Origin of the sequence: Gordonia sp. NPDC057258 (genome assembly GCF_042668985.1) — a bacterium.
GTDB lineage: Bacteria > Actinomycetota > Actinomycetes > Mycobacteriales > Mycobacteriaceae > Gordonia > Gordonia hongkongensis.
Genome location: NZ_JBHUXZ010000013.1, coordinates 1 through 16,174 on the forward strand (window position 1 = coordinate 1; position 16,174 = coordinate 16,174).

Annotated in this window: 13 protein-coding genes; 7 read left to right on the forward strand and 6 right to left on the reverse strand. The window is 69.6% G+C overall.

From position 1 onward, the window contains the following. Positions 1 to 48: 48 nt before the first annotated feature. Positions 49 to 279 carry a hypothetical protein gene (locus ACFUEJ_RS11500; RefSeq protein WP_058250687.1) on the reverse strand — a complete coding sequence of 77 codons (231 nt, stop codon included), beginning with the start codon at positions 277 to 279 and terminating at the stop codon, positions 49 to 51. Continuing rightward, positions 276 to 1,688 (reverse strand): PspC domain-containing protein, encoded by a 1,413-nt coding sequence (locus tag ACFUEJ_RS11505; RefSeq protein ID WP_078112081.1) that lies wholly within the window; start codon positions 1,686 to 1,688, stop codon positions 276 to 278. Before ACFUEJ_RS11505 ends, ACFUEJ_RS11500 begins: the two co-directional genes overlap by 4 nt. Positions 1,689 to 1,860: 172 nt before the next feature. Here ACFUEJ_RS11505 and ACFUEJ_RS11510 point away from each other — a divergent pair, with 172 nt between their 5' ends. Beyond that, positions 1,861 to 3,129, forward strand: coding sequence for an ATP-binding protein (locus ACFUEJ_RS11510; protein ID WP_058250685.1), 1,269 nt, complete (start codon positions 1,861 to 1,863; stop codon positions 3,127 to 3,129). Next, a complete protein-coding gene (locus tag ACFUEJ_RS11515; RefSeq protein WP_058250684.1) occupies positions 3,126 to 3,851 on the forward strand; it encodes a response regulator transcription factor in 726 nt (241 codons plus the stop codon). The genes ACFUEJ_RS11510 and ACFUEJ_RS11515 overlap by 4 nt, the downstream gene beginning before the upstream one ends. A gap of 16 nt (positions 3,852 to 3,867) precedes the next feature. Here the strand turns inward: ACFUEJ_RS11515 and ACFUEJ_RS11520 are convergent, their stop codons facing one another. Further along, positions 3,868 to 5,127 carry a serine/threonine-protein kinase gene (locus tag ACFUEJ_RS11520; RefSeq protein WP_058250683.1) on the reverse strand — a complete coding sequence of 420 codons (1,260 nt, stop codon included), beginning with the start codon at positions 5,125 to 5,127 and terminating at the stop codon, positions 3,868 to 3,870. A 78-nt stretch (positions 5,128 to 5,205) separates the two neighbouring features. Here ACFUEJ_RS11520 and ACFUEJ_RS11525 point away from each other — a divergent pair, with 78 nt between their 5' ends. From ACFUEJ_RS11525 to ACFUEJ_RS11540, 4 genes are all read left to right on the forward strand, one after another. Further along, positions 5,206 to 6,231 carry an Rv2578c family radical SAM protein gene (locus tag ACFUEJ_RS11525; RefSeq protein WP_058250682.1) on the forward strand — a complete coding sequence of 342 codons (1,026 nt, stop codon included), beginning with the start codon at positions 5,206 to 5,208 and terminating at the stop codon, positions 6,229 to 6,231. Between the two features lie 257 nt (positions 6,232 to 6,488). Further along, a complete protein-coding gene (locus ACFUEJ_RS11530) occupies positions 6,489 to 7,337 on the forward strand; it encodes a hypothetical protein (protein WP_175404281.1) in 849 nt (282 codons plus the stop codon). Next, entirely contained in the window at positions 7,337 to 9,010 is a 1,674-nt protein-coding gene (locus tag ACFUEJ_RS11535) for a DNA polymerase Y family protein (RefSeq protein WP_058250680.1), read from the forward strand. The genes ACFUEJ_RS11530 and ACFUEJ_RS11535 overlap by 1 nt, the downstream gene beginning before the upstream one ends. An 82-nt stretch (positions 9,011 to 9,092) precedes the next feature. Further along, positions 9,093 to 10,322, forward strand: a complete 1,230-nt coding sequence (locus tag ACFUEJ_RS11540) for a UPF0158 family protein (RefSeq protein ID WP_058250679.1) — start codon at positions 9,093 to 9,095, stop codon at positions 10,320 to 10,322. Position 10,323: 1 nt separating this feature from the next. Here ACFUEJ_RS11540 and ACFUEJ_RS11545 read toward each other — a convergent pair whose 3' ends face one another. After that, complete coding sequence (locus tag ACFUEJ_RS11545; RefSeq protein WP_165630260.1) at positions 10,324 to 11,406, reverse strand: alanine racemase; 1,083 nt, start codon at positions 11,404 to 11,406, stop codon at positions 10,324 to 10,326. Further along, positions 11,403 to 13,346 carry an SDR family oxidoreductase gene (locus tag ACFUEJ_RS11550; protein WP_388029514.1) on the reverse strand — a complete coding sequence of 648 codons (1,944 nt, stop codon included), beginning with the start codon at positions 13,344 to 13,346 and terminating at the stop codon, positions 11,403 to 11,405. The genes ACFUEJ_RS11545 and ACFUEJ_RS11550 overlap by 4 nt, the downstream gene beginning before the upstream one ends. Before the next feature lie 204 nt (positions 13,347 to 13,550). On the opposite strand from ACFUEJ_RS11550, the gene ACFUEJ_RS11555 reads away from it, so the two are divergent. Next, positions 13,551 to 14,288: a hypothetical protein gene (locus ACFUEJ_RS11555; protein WP_388029517.1), complete on the forward strand. Its 738-nt coding sequence runs from the start codon at positions 13,551 to 13,553 to the stop codon at positions 14,286 to 14,288. On the opposite strand, the gene ACFUEJ_RS11560 is transcribed toward ACFUEJ_RS11555, so the two are convergent. After that, positions 14,224 to 16,167, reverse strand: a complete 1,944-nt coding sequence (locus ACFUEJ_RS11560) for a heavy metal translocating P-type ATPase (protein WP_388029520.1) — start codon at positions 16,165 to 16,167, stop codon at positions 14,224 to 14,226. The genes ACFUEJ_RS11555 and ACFUEJ_RS11560 overlap by 65 nt on opposite strands. Positions 16,168 to 16,174 lie beyond the last annotated feature (7 nt).

The following is a 16,174-nucleotide window of genomic DNA, read 5'->3' on the forward strand; positions in this document are numbered from 1 at the left end:
GGCCGGTGGCGTCTGCCACCGGCCGCTCTCGTCTGCGCGTGCCGGGTCTCAGCGCCGGGAACGCGTGCCGGACACGATCAGCACGAGTCCGACCAGCAGCCCGATCCCGACGACGACCCATCCGAGGTCGGCGGCGTCGGGAAGCGCCGGCCCGTCGGCGAGCCCCCACCCGGCCACGGCAAGGGCGGCGAGTCCGAGCAGCCCCAGACCGGGAGCGCGATGGGTGGCGCCACAACCTCGGTCGTCATCGGTGCCGGAAGCGTTCATCTCAGTGCTCATCGCAGGACCTCTACCTCTCCCAATCCGGTGCGGGCCTCGATCTGCAGGACCGGGCCATCGGTGCCGTCACGTCCGCCGTCGAGCCCGGTGGGGCAGTTGTAGTCGCCGACACCGGTCTGGCAGTCGGCACGCACGTTCATCGTCTCCGGCACGTGGACCGTGATCTTGCCGACCCCGCTCTCGAGTCGTACGGTCCGGTCGGCGGTGAGTTCGACCGCGCGCAGGTCCAGGGCCATCTCGCCGATGCCGAGTGAGTACTCGGCCTGGATGTCGTTCTCGGTCAACGGCTTCCACTCGCGGTCACCGACCCCGCCGGGCGGCAGCGGGCCGGACAGGCCGTTGACCCCGGAGATCACGGTGGTGACGATGACCGCGGCACCGAGAGAGACCGCGATGGGCGCCAGGCCCGTGCTGTGCTCGCCGGTGCGACGCTTGACGACGGCCGCGACGAGGAGTCCGGCTCCGATCACGGCGAGGGAGAGCGACAGGATGTGGGGGACGGTGAACCACTCGACACCCATCTGGTGCAGGCCCGCACCGATCGCACCCACGATGGTCGCCAGACCGACCACGATCAGGGTCAGCGGTGAGCGACGGTGCCGACGGACGGCCGGTTCGGCCGGGCGGGTCGGTTCGGGCAGATCCCAGGCGAACCGCGCCGCTCCCAACGGATCCCACGCGGGTGGACTCGCCTCGAGTGGTTCGTTCTTCGACAGTTCGACTTCCGGCACCGGGGTGGCCGGGTGTTCGGTGGCCGGATTCCCGCCGATCGCGGACGGGCCCGGTGCTTTGGTCATGGATACTCCTGGGGTCTGGGGGCCGTCCGTGGGGGTGACCGCGCCGGGGGCCGGGTGGCTCATCGCGCGCGGCACCCACCGTTCGAACTGCCCGGCCGCCGGTGGCGGGACGACGATGTCGGTGACCGCCGCGGTGTCGATGCTGGTACCGGCCGGTGGAGTCGGGGTCCGCAGGTACAGCAGGTACCAGCCGCCGAGCATCAGGATCGCGCCGACGAGCCCGCCCGAGCCCCAGGTGCGATTGGGGCCGAATGAGGTGACGATGACGATCGCGAGCACGACCAGCAGGATCACCTGCGGATTCCCCAGGCCGTGCATCGAGTTGTGCGACGCGGTGTGACCGGCCCGGGGGGAATCGACACGGAGCGCATCGGCGCGGGCGCGTCCGGCGCCCGGGAACGCGACCCAGGCCGCGAGGTAGAGGATGAGTCCGCTGCCGCCGAAGAAGGCGGCCACCACGAACGCGACCTTCACCAGAGTCGGGTCGACGCGATACCGGGCGGCGATGCCGGTGCACACGCCGGCAATCGTCCGATCGTCGGGCCGATACGGACGGGTCGCCCACAGGCCCTGGATCTGCTGCTGGAACTCCTTGGTGTCCATGACGATCATCGTGCCGCCCGTCCGGCCCCGGACACATCGGGTGATCCCCTGAATTGTCCCCCGGAGAATCCCGAGGCCCGGGGGCGGCGGAGCGGACACACCCTGAGATCGCGGCGCATGAACCGGGGTTGACCCCGATGTCGCGAAGCCGATCGCATGGGACGATCGAGGAGTGAGTCGAATGGAGGTCGAGCCGGTCCCGAAACTGGTGCGCCGCGACGGCGGCCGCGTCGTCGCCGGTGTCGCCGGCGGATTGGCCGATCATCTCGGGGTCGAGGTCTTCCGCGTGCGGATCGTCTTCGTGGTCCTGGCCGCGCTGGCCGGCGCCGGGGTCGCCGCCTACGGGCTGCTGTGGTTCTTCTGCCCGCAGGGCGACGACACCGCGTCACCGGCACCGGGAGAGCGTCGTCAATCCCTCGGTCTGGCGATGGTCGGGCTGGTGGCCATGGGCGTGGTCGGATTCGCGGCGTCGGGGACCCCGGCGGAGTACCTCATCCCGTTCGTCTTCATCGCGTTGGGCGCCGCCCTCGTGTGGCGCGAATTCGATACATCCCCGCGCGCACCCCGCACCCCACTGCGCACTTGGACGCGGTTGATCGGCGGCGTCGCGCTCGTTGTCGGCGGCCTCGTGGTCGTGGTGGTGGCCGGGGATCGCAGCTTCGGCGGTCTCAATTCCACGATCCTCGCGGTCGGGGCGACCCTGATCGGCGTCGTCCTGTTGACCGTGCCCCTGTGGATGCGGATGCTGCGCACCATCAACGAGGAGCGCTCGGCCCGCATTCGCAACGCCGAGCGCGAGGAGATCGCCTCGCATCTGCACGACTCGGTCCTGCAGACCCTGGCCCTGATCCAGAAGAAGGCGGGCCGCCCCGAGGAGGTGGCACGCCTGGCCCGGAGTCAGGAACGCGAGCTGCGGGCCTGGCTGTTCGGCGACCCGGCCACCGAACGCGGCTCGCTCGCGGCCGCACTCCGGAGTGTCGGCGCCGAGGTCGAGGACGCCTACGGTATCGAGGTGGAGATCATCACCGTCGGCGATCTGCGTCCGGACAACACCCGGGACGCCAAACGCTGGTCGGCTCTCGTGGGGGCCACCCGCGAGGCGCTGGTCAACGCCGCCAAGCACTCCGGTGAACGCACCGTGGACGTGTACGGCGAGATCACCGACGACGAGGTCGAGGTGTATGTCCGTGACCGGGGAATCGGTTTCGACCCCGACGCCGTCGACGACGACCGCCAGGGCATCTCCCGGTCGATCCGCGCACGTGTGGAGAGGATGGGCGGCCGCGTGCGGATCACGTCGACCCCCGGGCGCGGGACGAACGTGGGTCTGATGATGCCGCGTGGTGACGGGGGATCGGGATCGATCGACGAGAGAGCGGACGACACCCGACGCTCTGCCGAGGTGACCGTCGACGCGGTCGCCCCGACCGACAACAGGAAGGCACGATGACGCCGAGTTCCCCGAGTTCCGACCCGACCGGCCCCGGTCCGGTGACCTTCTATCTCGTCGACGACCATGCGGTCTTCCGCTCCGGGGTCCGTGCCGAACTGGCCGACGAGCCGGGCCTGCGCGTCGTCGGCGAGGCGGGCACCGTACCCGAGGCAATCGACGGGATCGTGGCGGCGGCTCCCGATGTGGTCCTGCTCGACGTGCACATGCCGGCCGGCGGCGGGGTGGCGGTCCTGCGCGGGGTGCTCGATCGACTCGGATCGAACGGAACGGGTTCGAATGCAACGGGTTCGACACCGCCGGTCTTCCTGGCCCTGAGTGTGTCGGACGCGGCCGAGGATGTCATCGCGACCATCCGGGCCGGTGCCCGCGGTTACGTGACCAAGACGATCGCGGGCCCGGAACTCGCCGACGCGGTCCGCCGGGTCGCCGACGGCGACGCGGTGTTCAGCCCACGTCTCGCGGGTTTCGTCCTCGACTCGTTCACCGGAAAATCCTCGGCACCCGAACCGCCGCTCGACCCCGAACTCGACTCGCTGACCAGGCGCGAACTGGAGGTGTTGCGCCTGCTGGCGCGCGGGTACACCTATCGGGAGATCGCCGAGGAGCTGTTCATCTCGATCAAGACGGTCGAGACACATGCGTCGAACGTTTTGCGGAAGACCCAGCAGTCCAACCGCAATGCCCTCACCCGATGGGCGGCCACCCGTCACATCGGCTGACCGCAGCGGCGCCGGCTCAGCGCAACAGCGCGATCGCGAGTACGACGACGACCGCGAGCACGGCGAAGAACACGAAGATCGACACCGCCAGTGCCGTGCTCGACGTGCCCGGCGCCGGCGGACCGGGGTTCGGTTGCCGGGATTCGGACGAGTACTGCTGGGAGGCAGGCGGTCTCGGCGTCGACGAATGTGGTTGCGGCGTCGACATCAGGGTCGGGGACATGCCGCGACGTGTGTCCGGAAGGTCGCGGGAGCCGCGATCGGCGGACATCGTCGGGGCGTAGGGGGGCAGGGTGGCACCGGCCGGACGATGCGAACCGGTCGTCGACGACCGGCCGCCGCGCTGTGACCAGGTCGGCGTGCCCGCTCCGGGCCGGGTGATGAGGCCGGTCAGGACCTGGTCGCGGGTGCCTCGGGAACCGGCCGCGAACGAGGTGAGCATGTCTCGTGCCTGACTCATCGTCGGGCGTTTGGTCGGGCTCGGTTCCAGGAGGCGCAGCAGGATCGGCTCGAGCTCGGCGGCATTCTGCATGGGATTGATGCGTGCGCGTGCGACCTTGTGTAGCAGCGCGATCGAGTTGTCGTCGACACCGAAGGGCGGCTGACCCTCCACCATCGTGTAGACGGTCGCGCCCAGCGAGTAGACGTCCGAGGCCTCCTGCGGATCGGCGCCGCGCGCGACCTCGGGAGCGAAATACGCAGGCGTTCCGGTGATCACGCCGGTCTGGGTGAGAGTGACATCGTCCTTCGCCCGCGAGATCCCGAAGTCGGTGATCTTGACCAGGCCGGTCTGCCGTCCGCCCTCGGCGATGAGGATGTTGCCGGGCTTGATGTCGCGGTGCACGATCCCCGCGGCGTGGGCCTCGACCATCGCATCGGCCACCTGGGCGCCGATCTGGGCAGCCTCGGCGGGCGCGAGAGTCTTTGTGGTGTGCAAGATCTGGGCCACACTGCGGGAGGGTAGGTATTCCATGACCAGCCAGGGCTCACCCCGGTCGAGGGCGACGTCGTGCATGGCGATCGCATTGCGGTGGGAGAGCTTCGCGGCGATCCGCCCCTCCCGCATGGCCCGCTTGCGCACGTTGTCGGCGGAGTCCTCGGTGAGGCCCTCGGTGGAGACGACCTGCTTGACGGCGACGTCACGGTCGAGGAGCTGGTCGCGGGCGAGCCACACGGTTCCCATGCCGCCGCCGCCGATGCGCGACTTCAGACGGTACCGGCCGGCCACCAGGTACTGGGGACCCGGCGCATGGTGGGTTCCGGCGGTCGTCGACATACGGAGATGATAGCGGCGAGGTCGACGCCGCGGGCACCGCACTTGACAGCCATCTCGTACGTATGTTCGACTCCCATCATGCGATGGTCGGATCAGGCGGTCGAGGTCGACGACGGGTCGCTCCCGGGGCTGAGCCGCTCGGGTCTGGTGCGGTCGGTGCGTACGCCCGATTTCGAGGGTGTCACATTCCACGAGGTGCTGGCCAAGAGTGCGCTCAACCGCGTGCCGGAGGCCTCGCAGCTCCCGTTTCAGTTCACGGTCAACACCTTTCGCGGGTGCACGCATGCCTGCCGCTACTGTTTCGCCCGTCCGACGCACGAGTACCTCGACCTCGACGCGGGCACCGATTTCGACACCCAGGTCGTGGTGAAGCTCAACGTCGCGGCGGTGTTGCGCAAGGAACTCAAACGCCGGTCGTGGACCCGGGAGACGGTGGCGCTGGGCACCAACACGGACCCGTATCAGCGTGCCGAGGGGCGGTACCGACTCATGCCGGGCGTGATCTCCGCGCTCGCCGAGTCCCGGACGCCGTTCTCCATCCTGACCAAGGGCACCTTGATCCGTCGGGATCTTCCGCTGTTGCGTCAGGCTGCGGGGGAGGTCTCGGTCAGCGTCGGGATCTCGCTGGCGATCCTCGATCAGGACCTGCAGAAGAAGATCGAACCGGGGACGCCGTCGCCCCAGGCGCGGCTGTCGGTGATCCGCGATCTCGCCGATGCCGGCATCGCGCCGCATGTGATGGTGGCCCCCGTCATCCCGTACCTCACGGATTCGACCGCGCATCTCGACTCGTTGCTCGAGGCACTCGCCGAGGCGGGCGCGTCTGGTGTGACCGCGTTCCCGATGCATCTGCGATCCTCGACCAAGCCGTGGTTCCTCGAGTGGCTGGCGGAGGAGCATCCGGCGCTCATCCGCCGGTACCGGGGGCTCTACGGGCGTGGCGCCTATGTCACCCCGGAGTACTCCTCGTGGCTGCGTGACCGGATGAAGCCGCTCGTGCACCGGCATGGCCTGGCCGGTTCCGGCGGTCTCCGGCAATCGGGTCCCGACTCGCCGGCGACGGTGGCCGCGCCCGAGCTGCAGCACGCCCTCACCCTGTTCTGACCCGTGCCGTCCTGACCGCGCCCCTGAGCTGGGCTGTTTTCGGCGTGGATGCAAACATCCTGTGCTGCGCAACGGCTTTCGGCTTCGGTTGACGCTTGTCGGTGGTTGGTTCTACTCTCGAACAATCGAAACAGTGTTCGAATGATCGGCGGACGAGGGGCCTCCTCGGGATCGTTCGGGAACTGTGTCGAGAACCCTGATGGCGCGCACCTTCCCGGCTCGCTCGAGAACTACTCATGTCGACTGGAGGGTGCCGGATGGATGTCTCTGCTGGTGTGGCCGTGACCGATGCCGTGACCGATACGGCGGCCGGTGGCCGGGCCGACGAGCTGGCGGGTTTGCGCCGGCGGATGGCGGCCATGTCCGGTCGGCCCGACCAGCGGGTGGTCGAGGTCCGAGACCGGTCGGTGGGTGTCCTTCCCGTGCCGGAATCGTTGTCGGACATCTTGCCGCACAACGGTATTCCGCGAGGGTCGGTGGCCCGGCTCGACGGCGCCCGTTCGGTGCTGATCGCGATGATCGCTTCGGTGACCCGTGCGGGTGGACAGGTGGGGATCGTCGGGTTGCCCCGGTTGAGTCTGCTGCCCGCGGCGGAGATGGGCGCCGACCTGTCCCGCATCGCCACCATCCCCGATCCCGGTCCCGACCCGGTCGAGGTGGCAGCGGTGCTGCTCGACGGTATGGACCTGGTGATCCTGGACCTGGGGAGCGGTGGCGAGGGTGCTCGCCCGCGGAACGAGATGGTGGCCCCCTCGCGTGCCCGGGTGGTCATGGGCCGCGTGCGCAAACAGTCGTCGGTGCTGCTGGTGACCGGTGGTGCATGGCCGGGTGCGCAACTGGCCCTCGAGGCCCGTGTCCTCACCTACCGGCACAGTCCGGGCCTGCCCGGCCGGTCTGCTCCCGCCTCCCGCGCGGCCGGTCTCGACTCCGCACGCAGCGGCTACGGCCGCATCGGCGGGATGCGGCTGGAGGTCACGGTGTCGGGCCGCGGCCGGCGATCCGAGAGCACCGAGGTCGAACTCCGGGCGACGGGCCACGGTGCCGATCGCACGGTCGAGATGGTCGCGGCGGCGACCGTCTCCCCGGTGCTCGCGGTGGCGAACTGATGCCCTCCGGAGAGCAGGGGTCCCGGCGTATCCTCGCGCTCTGGTGCCCGGACTGGCCGGCGATGGCCGCGGCGGCCGAGGCGGATCTGCCCCCGCTGCATCCGGTCGCGGTGCTGTCGGCGAATCGGGTGGTGGCCTGTTCGGCCTCGGCACGGGCCGCCGGTGTGCGGCGGGGAATGCGGAAGCGACAGGCGCAGGCGGCGTGCACGGAGATGACCGTGGTCGCCGCCGACGAGAACCGGGACGGACGGCTGTTCGAACCGGTGGTCGCCGCGGTCGCCGAGGTGATCCCCGCCCTCGAAGTGCTCCGGCCGGGTCTCCTGGTGATCGCCGGCGACCGTGCCGCCCGCTACTTCGGCGGGATGGAGGCCCTCGCGGAGGAGCTCGTCGACGTGGTGTCGGCGTGCGGCATCGAGTCGCAGGTCGGCATCGCCGACGAGATCTTCACCGCCGTCCTCGCCGCCCGGAACGGGCATCAGGTGGAGCCCGGGGGTGACCGGGAGTACCTCGCCGGCCGCCCCGTCGCCGACCTCGCCGTCGAACCCAGCATGAGCGATCCGTCCCGTGCCGATCTCGTGGAGTTGCTGCGCCGGTTGGGGATCGGCACGATCGGCGCCTTCGCCGACATGTCCGTCACCGACGTCGCCACCCGGTTCGCCCGGGATGCGGTCGTCGCGCACCGGCTGGCCAATGCGCTGCCGGGGCGTGTCCCGTCGTCACGTGGTGTGCCGGCCGAACTCGACGTCGACCACACCTGCGACCCGCCGGTCGACCGCATCGACGTCGCGGCGTTCATCGGTCGCACCCTCGCCGACGTGCTGCACCGACGCCTGCGTGATGCCGCGGTGGCCTGCACGCGACTCACCATCATCGCGACCACCGAACGCGGACAACAGCATTCGCGAACCTGGCGATGTGCCCAACCGCTGACGCCGGAGACGACCGCGGATCGTGTCCGATGGCAACTCGAGGGGTGGCTGACCGGCGCGGCGCGGCCCACCTCCCCGCGGGTCGAGCCGCGCGCAGCGAGGAGCAGTGCCCGACCCGACTCGCCGATCGTCCGGCTGCGGCTCGAACCGGTCGAGGTCGTCGAGGCCGGGGCCCTGCACTATCAGCTCACCGACGATCTCTCCCGTGGCGGGCTGGCCGGTGAACCGGATGTGGAGGAGCGCGCCCGGCGTTCGCTGGTGCGGATACAGGGGCTGCTGGGCGGGGATGCGGTCCGTATTCCCGTGCTGAGCGGTGGTCGTGGACCCGCCGAACGGATCACCATGGTCTCACTGGGCGACGAGCCGGCTCCGCGCCGGGATCCGTCGGCGCCATGGCCCGGACGCCTGCCACAACCCAGCCCGACGGTGCTGGTGGAGACCGCGATCCACGTGCTCGACGCCGTGGGGCAACCGGTGAAGGTGACCGATCGCGGGGCCTTCACCGCCGAACCGGTGACCGTCGCGCTGGCCTCGTCCCGGGCGCGCCGGTCGAGTTGGGGCCTGTGCTGGTGGGCCGGGCCCTGGCCGGTCGGAGGCGCCGACCTGCCCGCCGGGGCCTCGGTGCCGACCGGAGCCGCCGAGACCGGACTGACCGCGCGGGCGCAGGTGCTGCTCGACGATTCGCGCGCCCTGCTGCTGTGTTACCGCGCCGGGGAGTGGATCGTCGAAGGTGTCTACGAGTGACTGCGTCCCGCGGAGTGGCTTCGAGAAGAAACGCCGCGACCGAAAGCGTGCGCGTTCGCCTCTGAGATGCCACTCTCGACGCATGGCACGTACCTGGTTGTCGGTGACAGTGGAACTGCTCGGTGGTCGCGGCGTTGAGTTGTGGCCCTGGCCCGGAAGGGTTTTCGCGGTCGGACCGGCGCACACGTTCAAGGATCTGGCGACCGCCATCGATGACGCGTTCGCTCGATGGGATCGTTCCCATCTGTCACTTTTCACCCTGGACGACGGCAGGGTGGTCGCCGACGCCGCGCTCGGTGCCGACCTGGCCGGTGGTATCGGCGGCCCGATCTCCGAGCCCGTGGACATCGCCACGGCCAAGGTCGCCGCGTTCGCAGCGACCGGTTCCGAGTTCCAGTACACCTTCGATCTAGGCGACGAGTGGACCCATCGGTGCGTCGTGGGAGATCTGAAGGTCGACCCGGTGGACGTGTTGGGCATCAAGCCGACAGCGCCGCTGGCGTACTTCGGTTGGGGCGACATCCCGGATCAGTACGGTCGACGGACGGCCGATGGGGACGACGAGACGCCACCACGCCCCACCGTTCCTCATCCGATGCTCGTCGGCCAGTGGCCCGCGCAGAAGGAGATACGTGAACTCGATCTGGGCGAGGTACGCGGGTCGATCGCGTCGTCGGATGCCGATCGTTTCCTGGATGCCGTCATCGGATGCGATCTGCACGACGCACTCCAGCAGGTCGGCCCCGGGGTACCGATGGCACTGCAGAAGCGCCGCGAGCGAGCCGAACCGGTGGCTGTGTCGATCGTCGAACAACTCAAACGACGGGGAGAGGCCGGCGACGCCGAACTCGCCGAGGAACTGCTCGCGAGCCTGCGCGGGGAACCCGCGCCGGGACGGCCGATCGCGGTGGATCTCGAGATGCTCAGCGACGAGATGGAGGGTGATCCGAACCGGTCCACCGGCGGACTCATCGACCTGAGCACCGGCTTCGTGTACAACGACGAGATGCTCGACCCGGGCGTGCTCGATGAGGAGATCGACGTCGAGGAGGACCCGGACCGCTGGCTGCGCTTCGACTGCATCGGTTCGCGCGACAGCTGGCGGGACATGGCCGATTTCGCCACGCGCACCACCGATCCCGACCTGCGAAACCGTCTGGAGCGCGCGATCGAGGGACGAGGTGCGTTCCGCAGGTTCCGGGACGTCGTCCACGAAGCGGGTGTGAGTCAGCAGTGGTATGCGTTCTCCACCGACCGCAAGTTCGGACGGGCACGCAAATTCCTGGTCCGTGAAGGCATCCGACCGATCTGACTCAACTGTTGTGCCCCCGCGCGATGACCGGCCACCGGCTGTCCGAGCCGTCGATCGCCACCAGTTCGTCGACGAGATTGACCGCAGTGCAGACGTGGTTCGGCACCACCCGGATCACGTCGCCCAACCGGGGGGCTGACGTCGATTCCGCCGGGAACTCCACCACCGCGTGATGTTCGGACAACTGCACGACGCGGGCGTCGGGGTGATCGAGGAGGCGTCCGTGGCCGGTCGCCCAGGCGGCTCGGTCGGCGCCGAGGATCTTGCTGCCGGCGTCGAGGACGATCCGTCCGGGTTCGCTCCGCACCACGGTTGCCACCGCGGTCAGAGCGACGTCGTCGAATCCGCAGGTGCCGATCTCGACCTGCTGGGCGTCGTTGAGGGGATACACGCCCGGACGGATCTCGGTGAGCACGCCCGCATACGTGGGGTCGCCGACGAATTCGACGGTGGGTGTGGATCCGCCGCTGCGCACCCGCGGATCGATGCCCTGCGCTCGGAGACTCTCCGCCGCCGTACGCAGTGCCGCCACCTCCTGTTCCGCGGCCCGCCGGCGGGTGTCGCCGACGCCGTAGCCGTGGCCGGGGAAGGTGAAGACGCCGACGACGTCGAGCCCCGCTGACACGCCCGCCGCCGCGACGCCTCCGGCGTCCCCGGGTGCGGTCCCGGTGCGGTGTTGCCCGGAGTCGACCTCGACGAGTGCCTCGACCCGCTGCCCGCCGAGCAGCGCCCCGAGATGCCGTGCGCCCTCCGCCGAGTCGACACCCACCCGTAGCGACACCCGGTCTGCGAGGGCGCGTAACCGGGCGGCTTTCGCCGGGGTCGGCCAGATGGGATAGGCGATGAAGATGTCGGTGCACGAGGTGATGTCGGCGGCGTCGGCGAAGGCCTCGGCCTCGCCGATGGTGGCCACCGCCAGCCCCGTGGCACCGGAATCGATCTGCATCCGCGCGATCTCGGCGCATTTGTGGGTCTTCGCATGCGGCCGGAAGTCGACGCCCGCCGATCGCGCGCGGTCGGCGAGCACCGCGAGGTTGCGCGTCATGCGGTCGACGTCGACCTCGAGATACGGGGTGTCGATCACGCGTCCCGCCCGCCGGCGTCACGATCCGAACGGCCCAGCGCCGCCGCCGATTCGCCGAAGACCAGGTACTCCTGGTGCAGGATGCGGGTGGTCAGTCCGGGGGTGACGCGGTGCCCGATCTCGGCGACGAGCCCGACCAGCGAGTCGACGCGCTTGGGTCGATCGATGATCGCGTGCAGCACGCGCGCCGCGGCCCGGTCGACGTTCCAGGTCCCGGGCTGGTTGTCGTAGGCCTCGGTGGGCGCGATCATCCGCGTCTTCACGAGGGGGAGACGGACATTGGAGAAGGTCACGTGGTCGGACACCGTTTCGGTGCCGGTGACGTCGCTGAAGGCCTCCAGAGCGGCTTTTGACGCCGCGTAGGCACCGAACCGCGGGCCACGCGACTGCACCGCGATCGAGGTCACGTTTACCACATGACCCGCCTGCCGGGCGATCATGTGCGGCAGCAGTCCGAGGACGAGGTTCACCGCGCCGAAGTAGTTGACCGCCATCACCCGGTGGTAGTCGTGAGACCGATCCACCGAGTTGATCGTGGCACGACGGATCGACCGGCCGGCATTGTTGACCAGGACGTCCACGTGACCGTGCGCGGCGAGCACGGTCTTGACGAGCGCATTGACCGATTCCTCGTCGGTGATGTCGCACTGGTATGCGGTCACCTGACCGGGCGGGATGCCCTTCTTGCTCGTCGTCGAGTTCAATTCCTCGGTCGCCGATTCCAGTTCGTCGGCGTTGCGGGCGACGATGAGGACGTTGGCCCCGCGTGCGACGCACATCCGTGCGGTGGCCTTGCCGATCCCGCTCGACCCGCCGGTGATGAGAACGTTCTTGCCGACGAGCGGCCCGCGCGGATCGGTGCGCCGGTTGCGTGACCGGTCGAGGTGTCGTGACCAGTAGGTCCACAGGCGCGGGGCGTAGTCGGCGAAGTCGGGCACGGTGATGCCGAGGTCACCCAGGACCGCCACGGTGGTGTCGGCGCGGAAGTCGACCGGCAGCGTCACCGCGTCGAGTACTGCCCCGGGGATCCCCTGCTGGGCGGCTACGAGGTTGCGTCCGACGCGCGCGATCCCCATGCCGGACAACGTCATCACGGGTTCCACCGCAGCCCGTGGGATGGCGTCGAACCCCTTCGGCGCCTTGAACGCCGGTGCCAGCGCGTTGTACATCTCGGTGGTGGTGAGCGACTTCGGGTCGCTGAGATGGAACACCAAACCGCTGCGCGTGGGGTTCACGCCGAGGAGGGCGACCATCGCGGCGGCGACGTAATCGACCGGCACGATGTTGAGCGTCCCGAGATCGGGCATCGGCAGTCGCAGCATCGAGGGCAGTCGGCCGAGCGTCGCGAGGTGGCCGAAGAAGTAGTAGGGACCGTCGATCTTGTCCATCTCGCCGGTGCGCGAGTCGCCGACCACGATCGACGGCCGGTAGACGCGCCAGCGGAGTCCCTCACGATCGCGGACCACGCGCTCGGCCTCGAATTTGGTGCGGTGGTACGGAGTCGGAAATCCCTGTCCGACTTCGAAATCCATCTCGGTGAAGCGCCCACGGTGGTCACCGGCCACGGCGATCGAGGAGACATGGTGGAACAGCGCATCGTGTGCGATCGCGAAGTCGGCGGCGCGCGAGGTCCCGACGACGTTGGCGGCGCGCTGGGACTCGGCATCGGCGGCCATGTCGTAGATCGCGGCGAGGTGGATGACATGGTCGATCGCGGGCACCGCGTCGGGCGCGATGCCGAGCCCGGGCGCGGTCAGGTCGCCGACCACGGGTGTGACGCGGTCGCCGGCGCCGAGGTCGTCGAGCATCGCGACGAAGGCCGCGCGTGACGACTCGCGAACCAGGGCGTGGATCGTGTCGTCAGGAGAGGCTGTCAGGAGGCGATCGAGAACGCGACGTCCGATGAATCCGCTGCCCCCGGTGATGAAGTAGCTCGTCATGTGAGAGATCCCATCAGATGGGCGGGCCGACGGCCCGCTGGCTGTCCGCGCCCCGCGGGCCGCGGATGTGTCTGGTACTCAGAGTGACACCAACTTGCGGCGATGGCAACGGTTCGTCCCGTCGCGAGTCGCCGGTGTTGACCATTCGTGAGCAGTGCTCTCTAATAGTGAGAGCACTGCTCACGAATTGAAACGGACTGGCTCATGGACCCCGCTTCTCGCCTCGCACTGCCCCCTCGGTCCGCACTACTCGGTCTCGCGGCGCTCTCCTTCCTGCTGTATCCGCTGCTGCGCGGTTTCGGCCCGGAGGTCGGAGTCGCCGGCGCCCGGCATCTCGGCTCCCCGAGCTGGGTCGCCGCACATGTGGCGGCGATGATCGGATTCGTCGCCCTGGCCATCGCTCTGCGCCGGGGAGCCGACGATCCGCGACGACGGTCGACCGAGCTGCTCGCCTGGCTCGCGACCTGTCTGCTCCTCCCGTACTACGGCGCGGAGACGTTCGCGCTCAACGCCGTCGGTCAGTGGGTCACCTCGGGTGGTGATCCGGCCGCGATGGCGGTTCCCGACGATTTCCGGATGTCGCCGGTCCCGCTCGTGACCTTTGTCGCCGGATGGGTGCTGCTGGGGTGGGTGGCGGTTCGGCTCGTGCGGGACGACGGCCGGGCTGCGTCGCCGCAACGGTGGGGTGTCCGGTTGACCGCGATCGGGCTCCTGCTCTTCCTCCCGCAGTTCTTCGCGCCGGGGCCGGTGCGCATCGCGCACGGGATCATCCTGGGTCTCGGTCTCGCGATCTGGGCGATCACCGAAGCCTGGCGCGACGACGGCGTCAGCACCGCGAACTCGACTGTGCGCCCGAAACCGTCGACTGTGCGTCCGATTACGCCGACTGTGCACCCCGAGACCCCGACCACGCAGAACTCCGGAGCAGACGTGCGCCGTTGAGGGCGACCAGCACGGTGGAACCCTCGTGCCCGGCCACGGCCAGGGGGAGGGGCAGGGTTCCGATCAGGTCCCAGGTCACGAGGGCGACGATCACGGTCGCCGCGATGCAGAGGTTGGCGATCACGTAGCGACGGGCGAGGCGTGACAACCGGATCAGTGCGGCGACCGCGGTGAGATCGTCGCGCACGATGATCGCGTCGGCCGTCTGAACTGCGAGATCAGCACCACGGCGCCCCATCGCGACGCCGGTCCCGGCTGCGATGAGCGCCGGTGCGTCGTTGATCCCGTCGCCGACCACCAGCACGTGCCCGCCCGCCTCGCCGACGACCCGGACCTTGTCTTCCGGCAGGAGGTCGGCGTACACCTCGTCGATGCCGGTCCGGGCGGCGACGTCGGCCGCAACCGACGGGCGGTCGCCGGTCAGCAGCAGAACGGGACCCGACGTGACGTCGCCGATCAGACGTACCGCGTCGGCCGCATCGTCCCGGAGACGGTCGACGAGCTCGACCCGACCGATCTCCACGTCGTCGACGAGCACACCGACCACGGTGCCGGTCGAGGCGGCGAGGGTGCGCTCGACGGTGATCCGGCGTCCACCGACCGTGCCGGTGACGCCGCGCCCGGGAAGTGCCCGGAAGTCGTCGACCGGTTGAACATCCAGCCCGCGGTCGGCCGCGGCCGTCGCGACCGCGCGACCCAGCGGGTGTTCGCTGGGGTGCTCGACCGCTGCGGCGAGTGCCAGTACGTCCGACGGCTCGCGACCATCGAGCGCCGTCACATCGACGACCTGGGGCCGTCCCTCCGTCAGGGTGCCGGTCTTGTCGAAGGCGACGACGGAGGTCCGTCCGACCGACTCCATCACCGCGGCGGACTTGACCAGGACGCCGTGACGGCCGGCGTTGGCGATCGACGCCAGCAGCGGCGGCATCGTCGACAGGACGACAGCGCAGGGTGAGGCCACGATCATGAACACGATGGCTCGGCGCAGGGACTCATCGAAGGCGCTGTCGGACAACAGCATCGGGATACCCAGCACCAGAAGTGTGGCGACCACGACGATCACGGAGTATGCCTGCTCGACCTTCTCGATGAAGAGCTGGGTCGGCGCCTTCGTCTCGGAGGCCTCGGCGACGAGTGTCGCGATGCGCGCGATCACCGACTCCGACGCCGGACGTGATACTTCGACGATCAAGGCGCCGGTGCCGTTGACGGTGCCGGAGAGCACCTCGTCACCGGCCTCGCGCACGATGGGTACCGATTCGCCGGTCACCGCCTGCTGGTCGACCTCGCTCCGGCCGCGGACGACCACTCCGTCGGCGCCGATCCGTTCACCGGGTCGGACGAGGATCTGTTGTCCCACGTCGAGGTCGCGACAGTCGACCTCGTGTGTCGTGCCGTCGGCTGCGTGGCGGGTGGCCCGCTCGGGGGCCAGCCCGAGCAGCGCGGTCACCGAGTCGGCGGTGCGCTGGGTGACGACGACCTCCAGTGCGCCCGAGGTCGCGAAGATCACGATCAGCAGCGCGCCGTCGACGACCTGTCCGATCGACGCGGCCGCGATGGCGGCGACGATCATCAGCAGATCGACGTCGAGTCGTCGCTGCCGGAGTTCCTGCAGGCCGGACCGGGTCGGTTCCCACCCGCCGCTCAGGTAGCACGCGAGAAACGCGGTCCACCACGACCATTCGGGCGCGTTGCCGAGTTGGAGCAACCACCCCGCGAGGAACAGAGCCAGCGCGATGCCCGCTCGGCGCACCTCGGGCAGGCGGAGCCCGGTCCGGACCAACGACGGCGGGACGACGCTCCCGCGTTCGGCTCGCTGTCCCGGTGCATCGTCAGGTGCCGCGCGTTCCGTCGTGTCGGTCGCTCTCGTCGCGCCCATCGTGTCT

Excerpts from the sequence above, each read along its gene's own strand:
- ACFUEJ_RS11500 (WP_058250687.1), bottom strand. The coding sequence starts at position 279 with ATGAGCACTGAGATGAACGCTTCCGGCACCGATGACGACCGAGGTTGT.
- ACFUEJ_RS11505 (WP_078112081.1), bottom strand. The coding sequence starts at position 1,688 with ATGATCGTCATGGACACCAAGGAGTTCCAGCAGCAGATCCAGGGCCTG.
- ACFUEJ_RS11520 (WP_058250683.1), bottom strand. The coding sequence starts at position 5,127 with ATGTCGACGACCGCCGGAACCCACCATGCGCCGGGTCCCCAGTACCTG.
- ACFUEJ_RS11540 (WP_058250679.1), top strand. The coding sequence starts at position 9,093 with ATGGCACGTACCTGGTTGTCGGTGACAGTGGAACTGCTCGGTGGTCGC.
- ACFUEJ_RS11510 (WP_058250685.1), top strand. The coding sequence starts at position 1,861 with ATGGAGGTCGAGCCGGTCCCGAAACTGGTGCGCCGCGACGGCGGCCGC.
- ACFUEJ_RS11535 (WP_058250680.1), top strand. The coding sequence starts at position 7,337 with ATGCCCTCCGGAGAGCAGGGGTCCCGGCGTATCCTCGCGCTCTGGTGC.
- ACFUEJ_RS11515 (WP_058250684.1), top strand. The coding sequence starts at position 3,126 with ATGACGCCGAGTTCCCCGAGTTCCGACCCGACCGGCCCCGGTCCGGTG.
- ACFUEJ_RS11525 (WP_058250682.1), top strand. The coding sequence starts at position 5,206 with ATGCGATGGTCGGATCAGGCGGTCGAGGTCGACGACGGGTCGCTCCCG.
- ACFUEJ_RS11550 (WP_388029514.1), bottom strand. The coding sequence starts at position 13,346 with ATGACGAGCTACTTCATCACCGGGGGCAGCGGATTCATCGGACGTCGC.
- ACFUEJ_RS11530 (WP_175404281.1), top strand. The coding sequence starts at position 6,489 with ATGGATGTCTCTGCTGGTGTGGCCGTGACCGATGCCGTGACCGATACG.
- ACFUEJ_RS11555 (WP_388029517.1), top strand. The coding sequence starts at position 13,551 with ATGGACCCCGCTTCTCGCCTCGCACTGCCCCCTCGGTCCGCACTACTC.
- ACFUEJ_RS11560 (WP_388029520.1), bottom strand. The coding sequence starts at position 16,167 with ATGGGCGCGACGAGAGCGACCGACACGACGGAACGCGCGGCACCTGAC.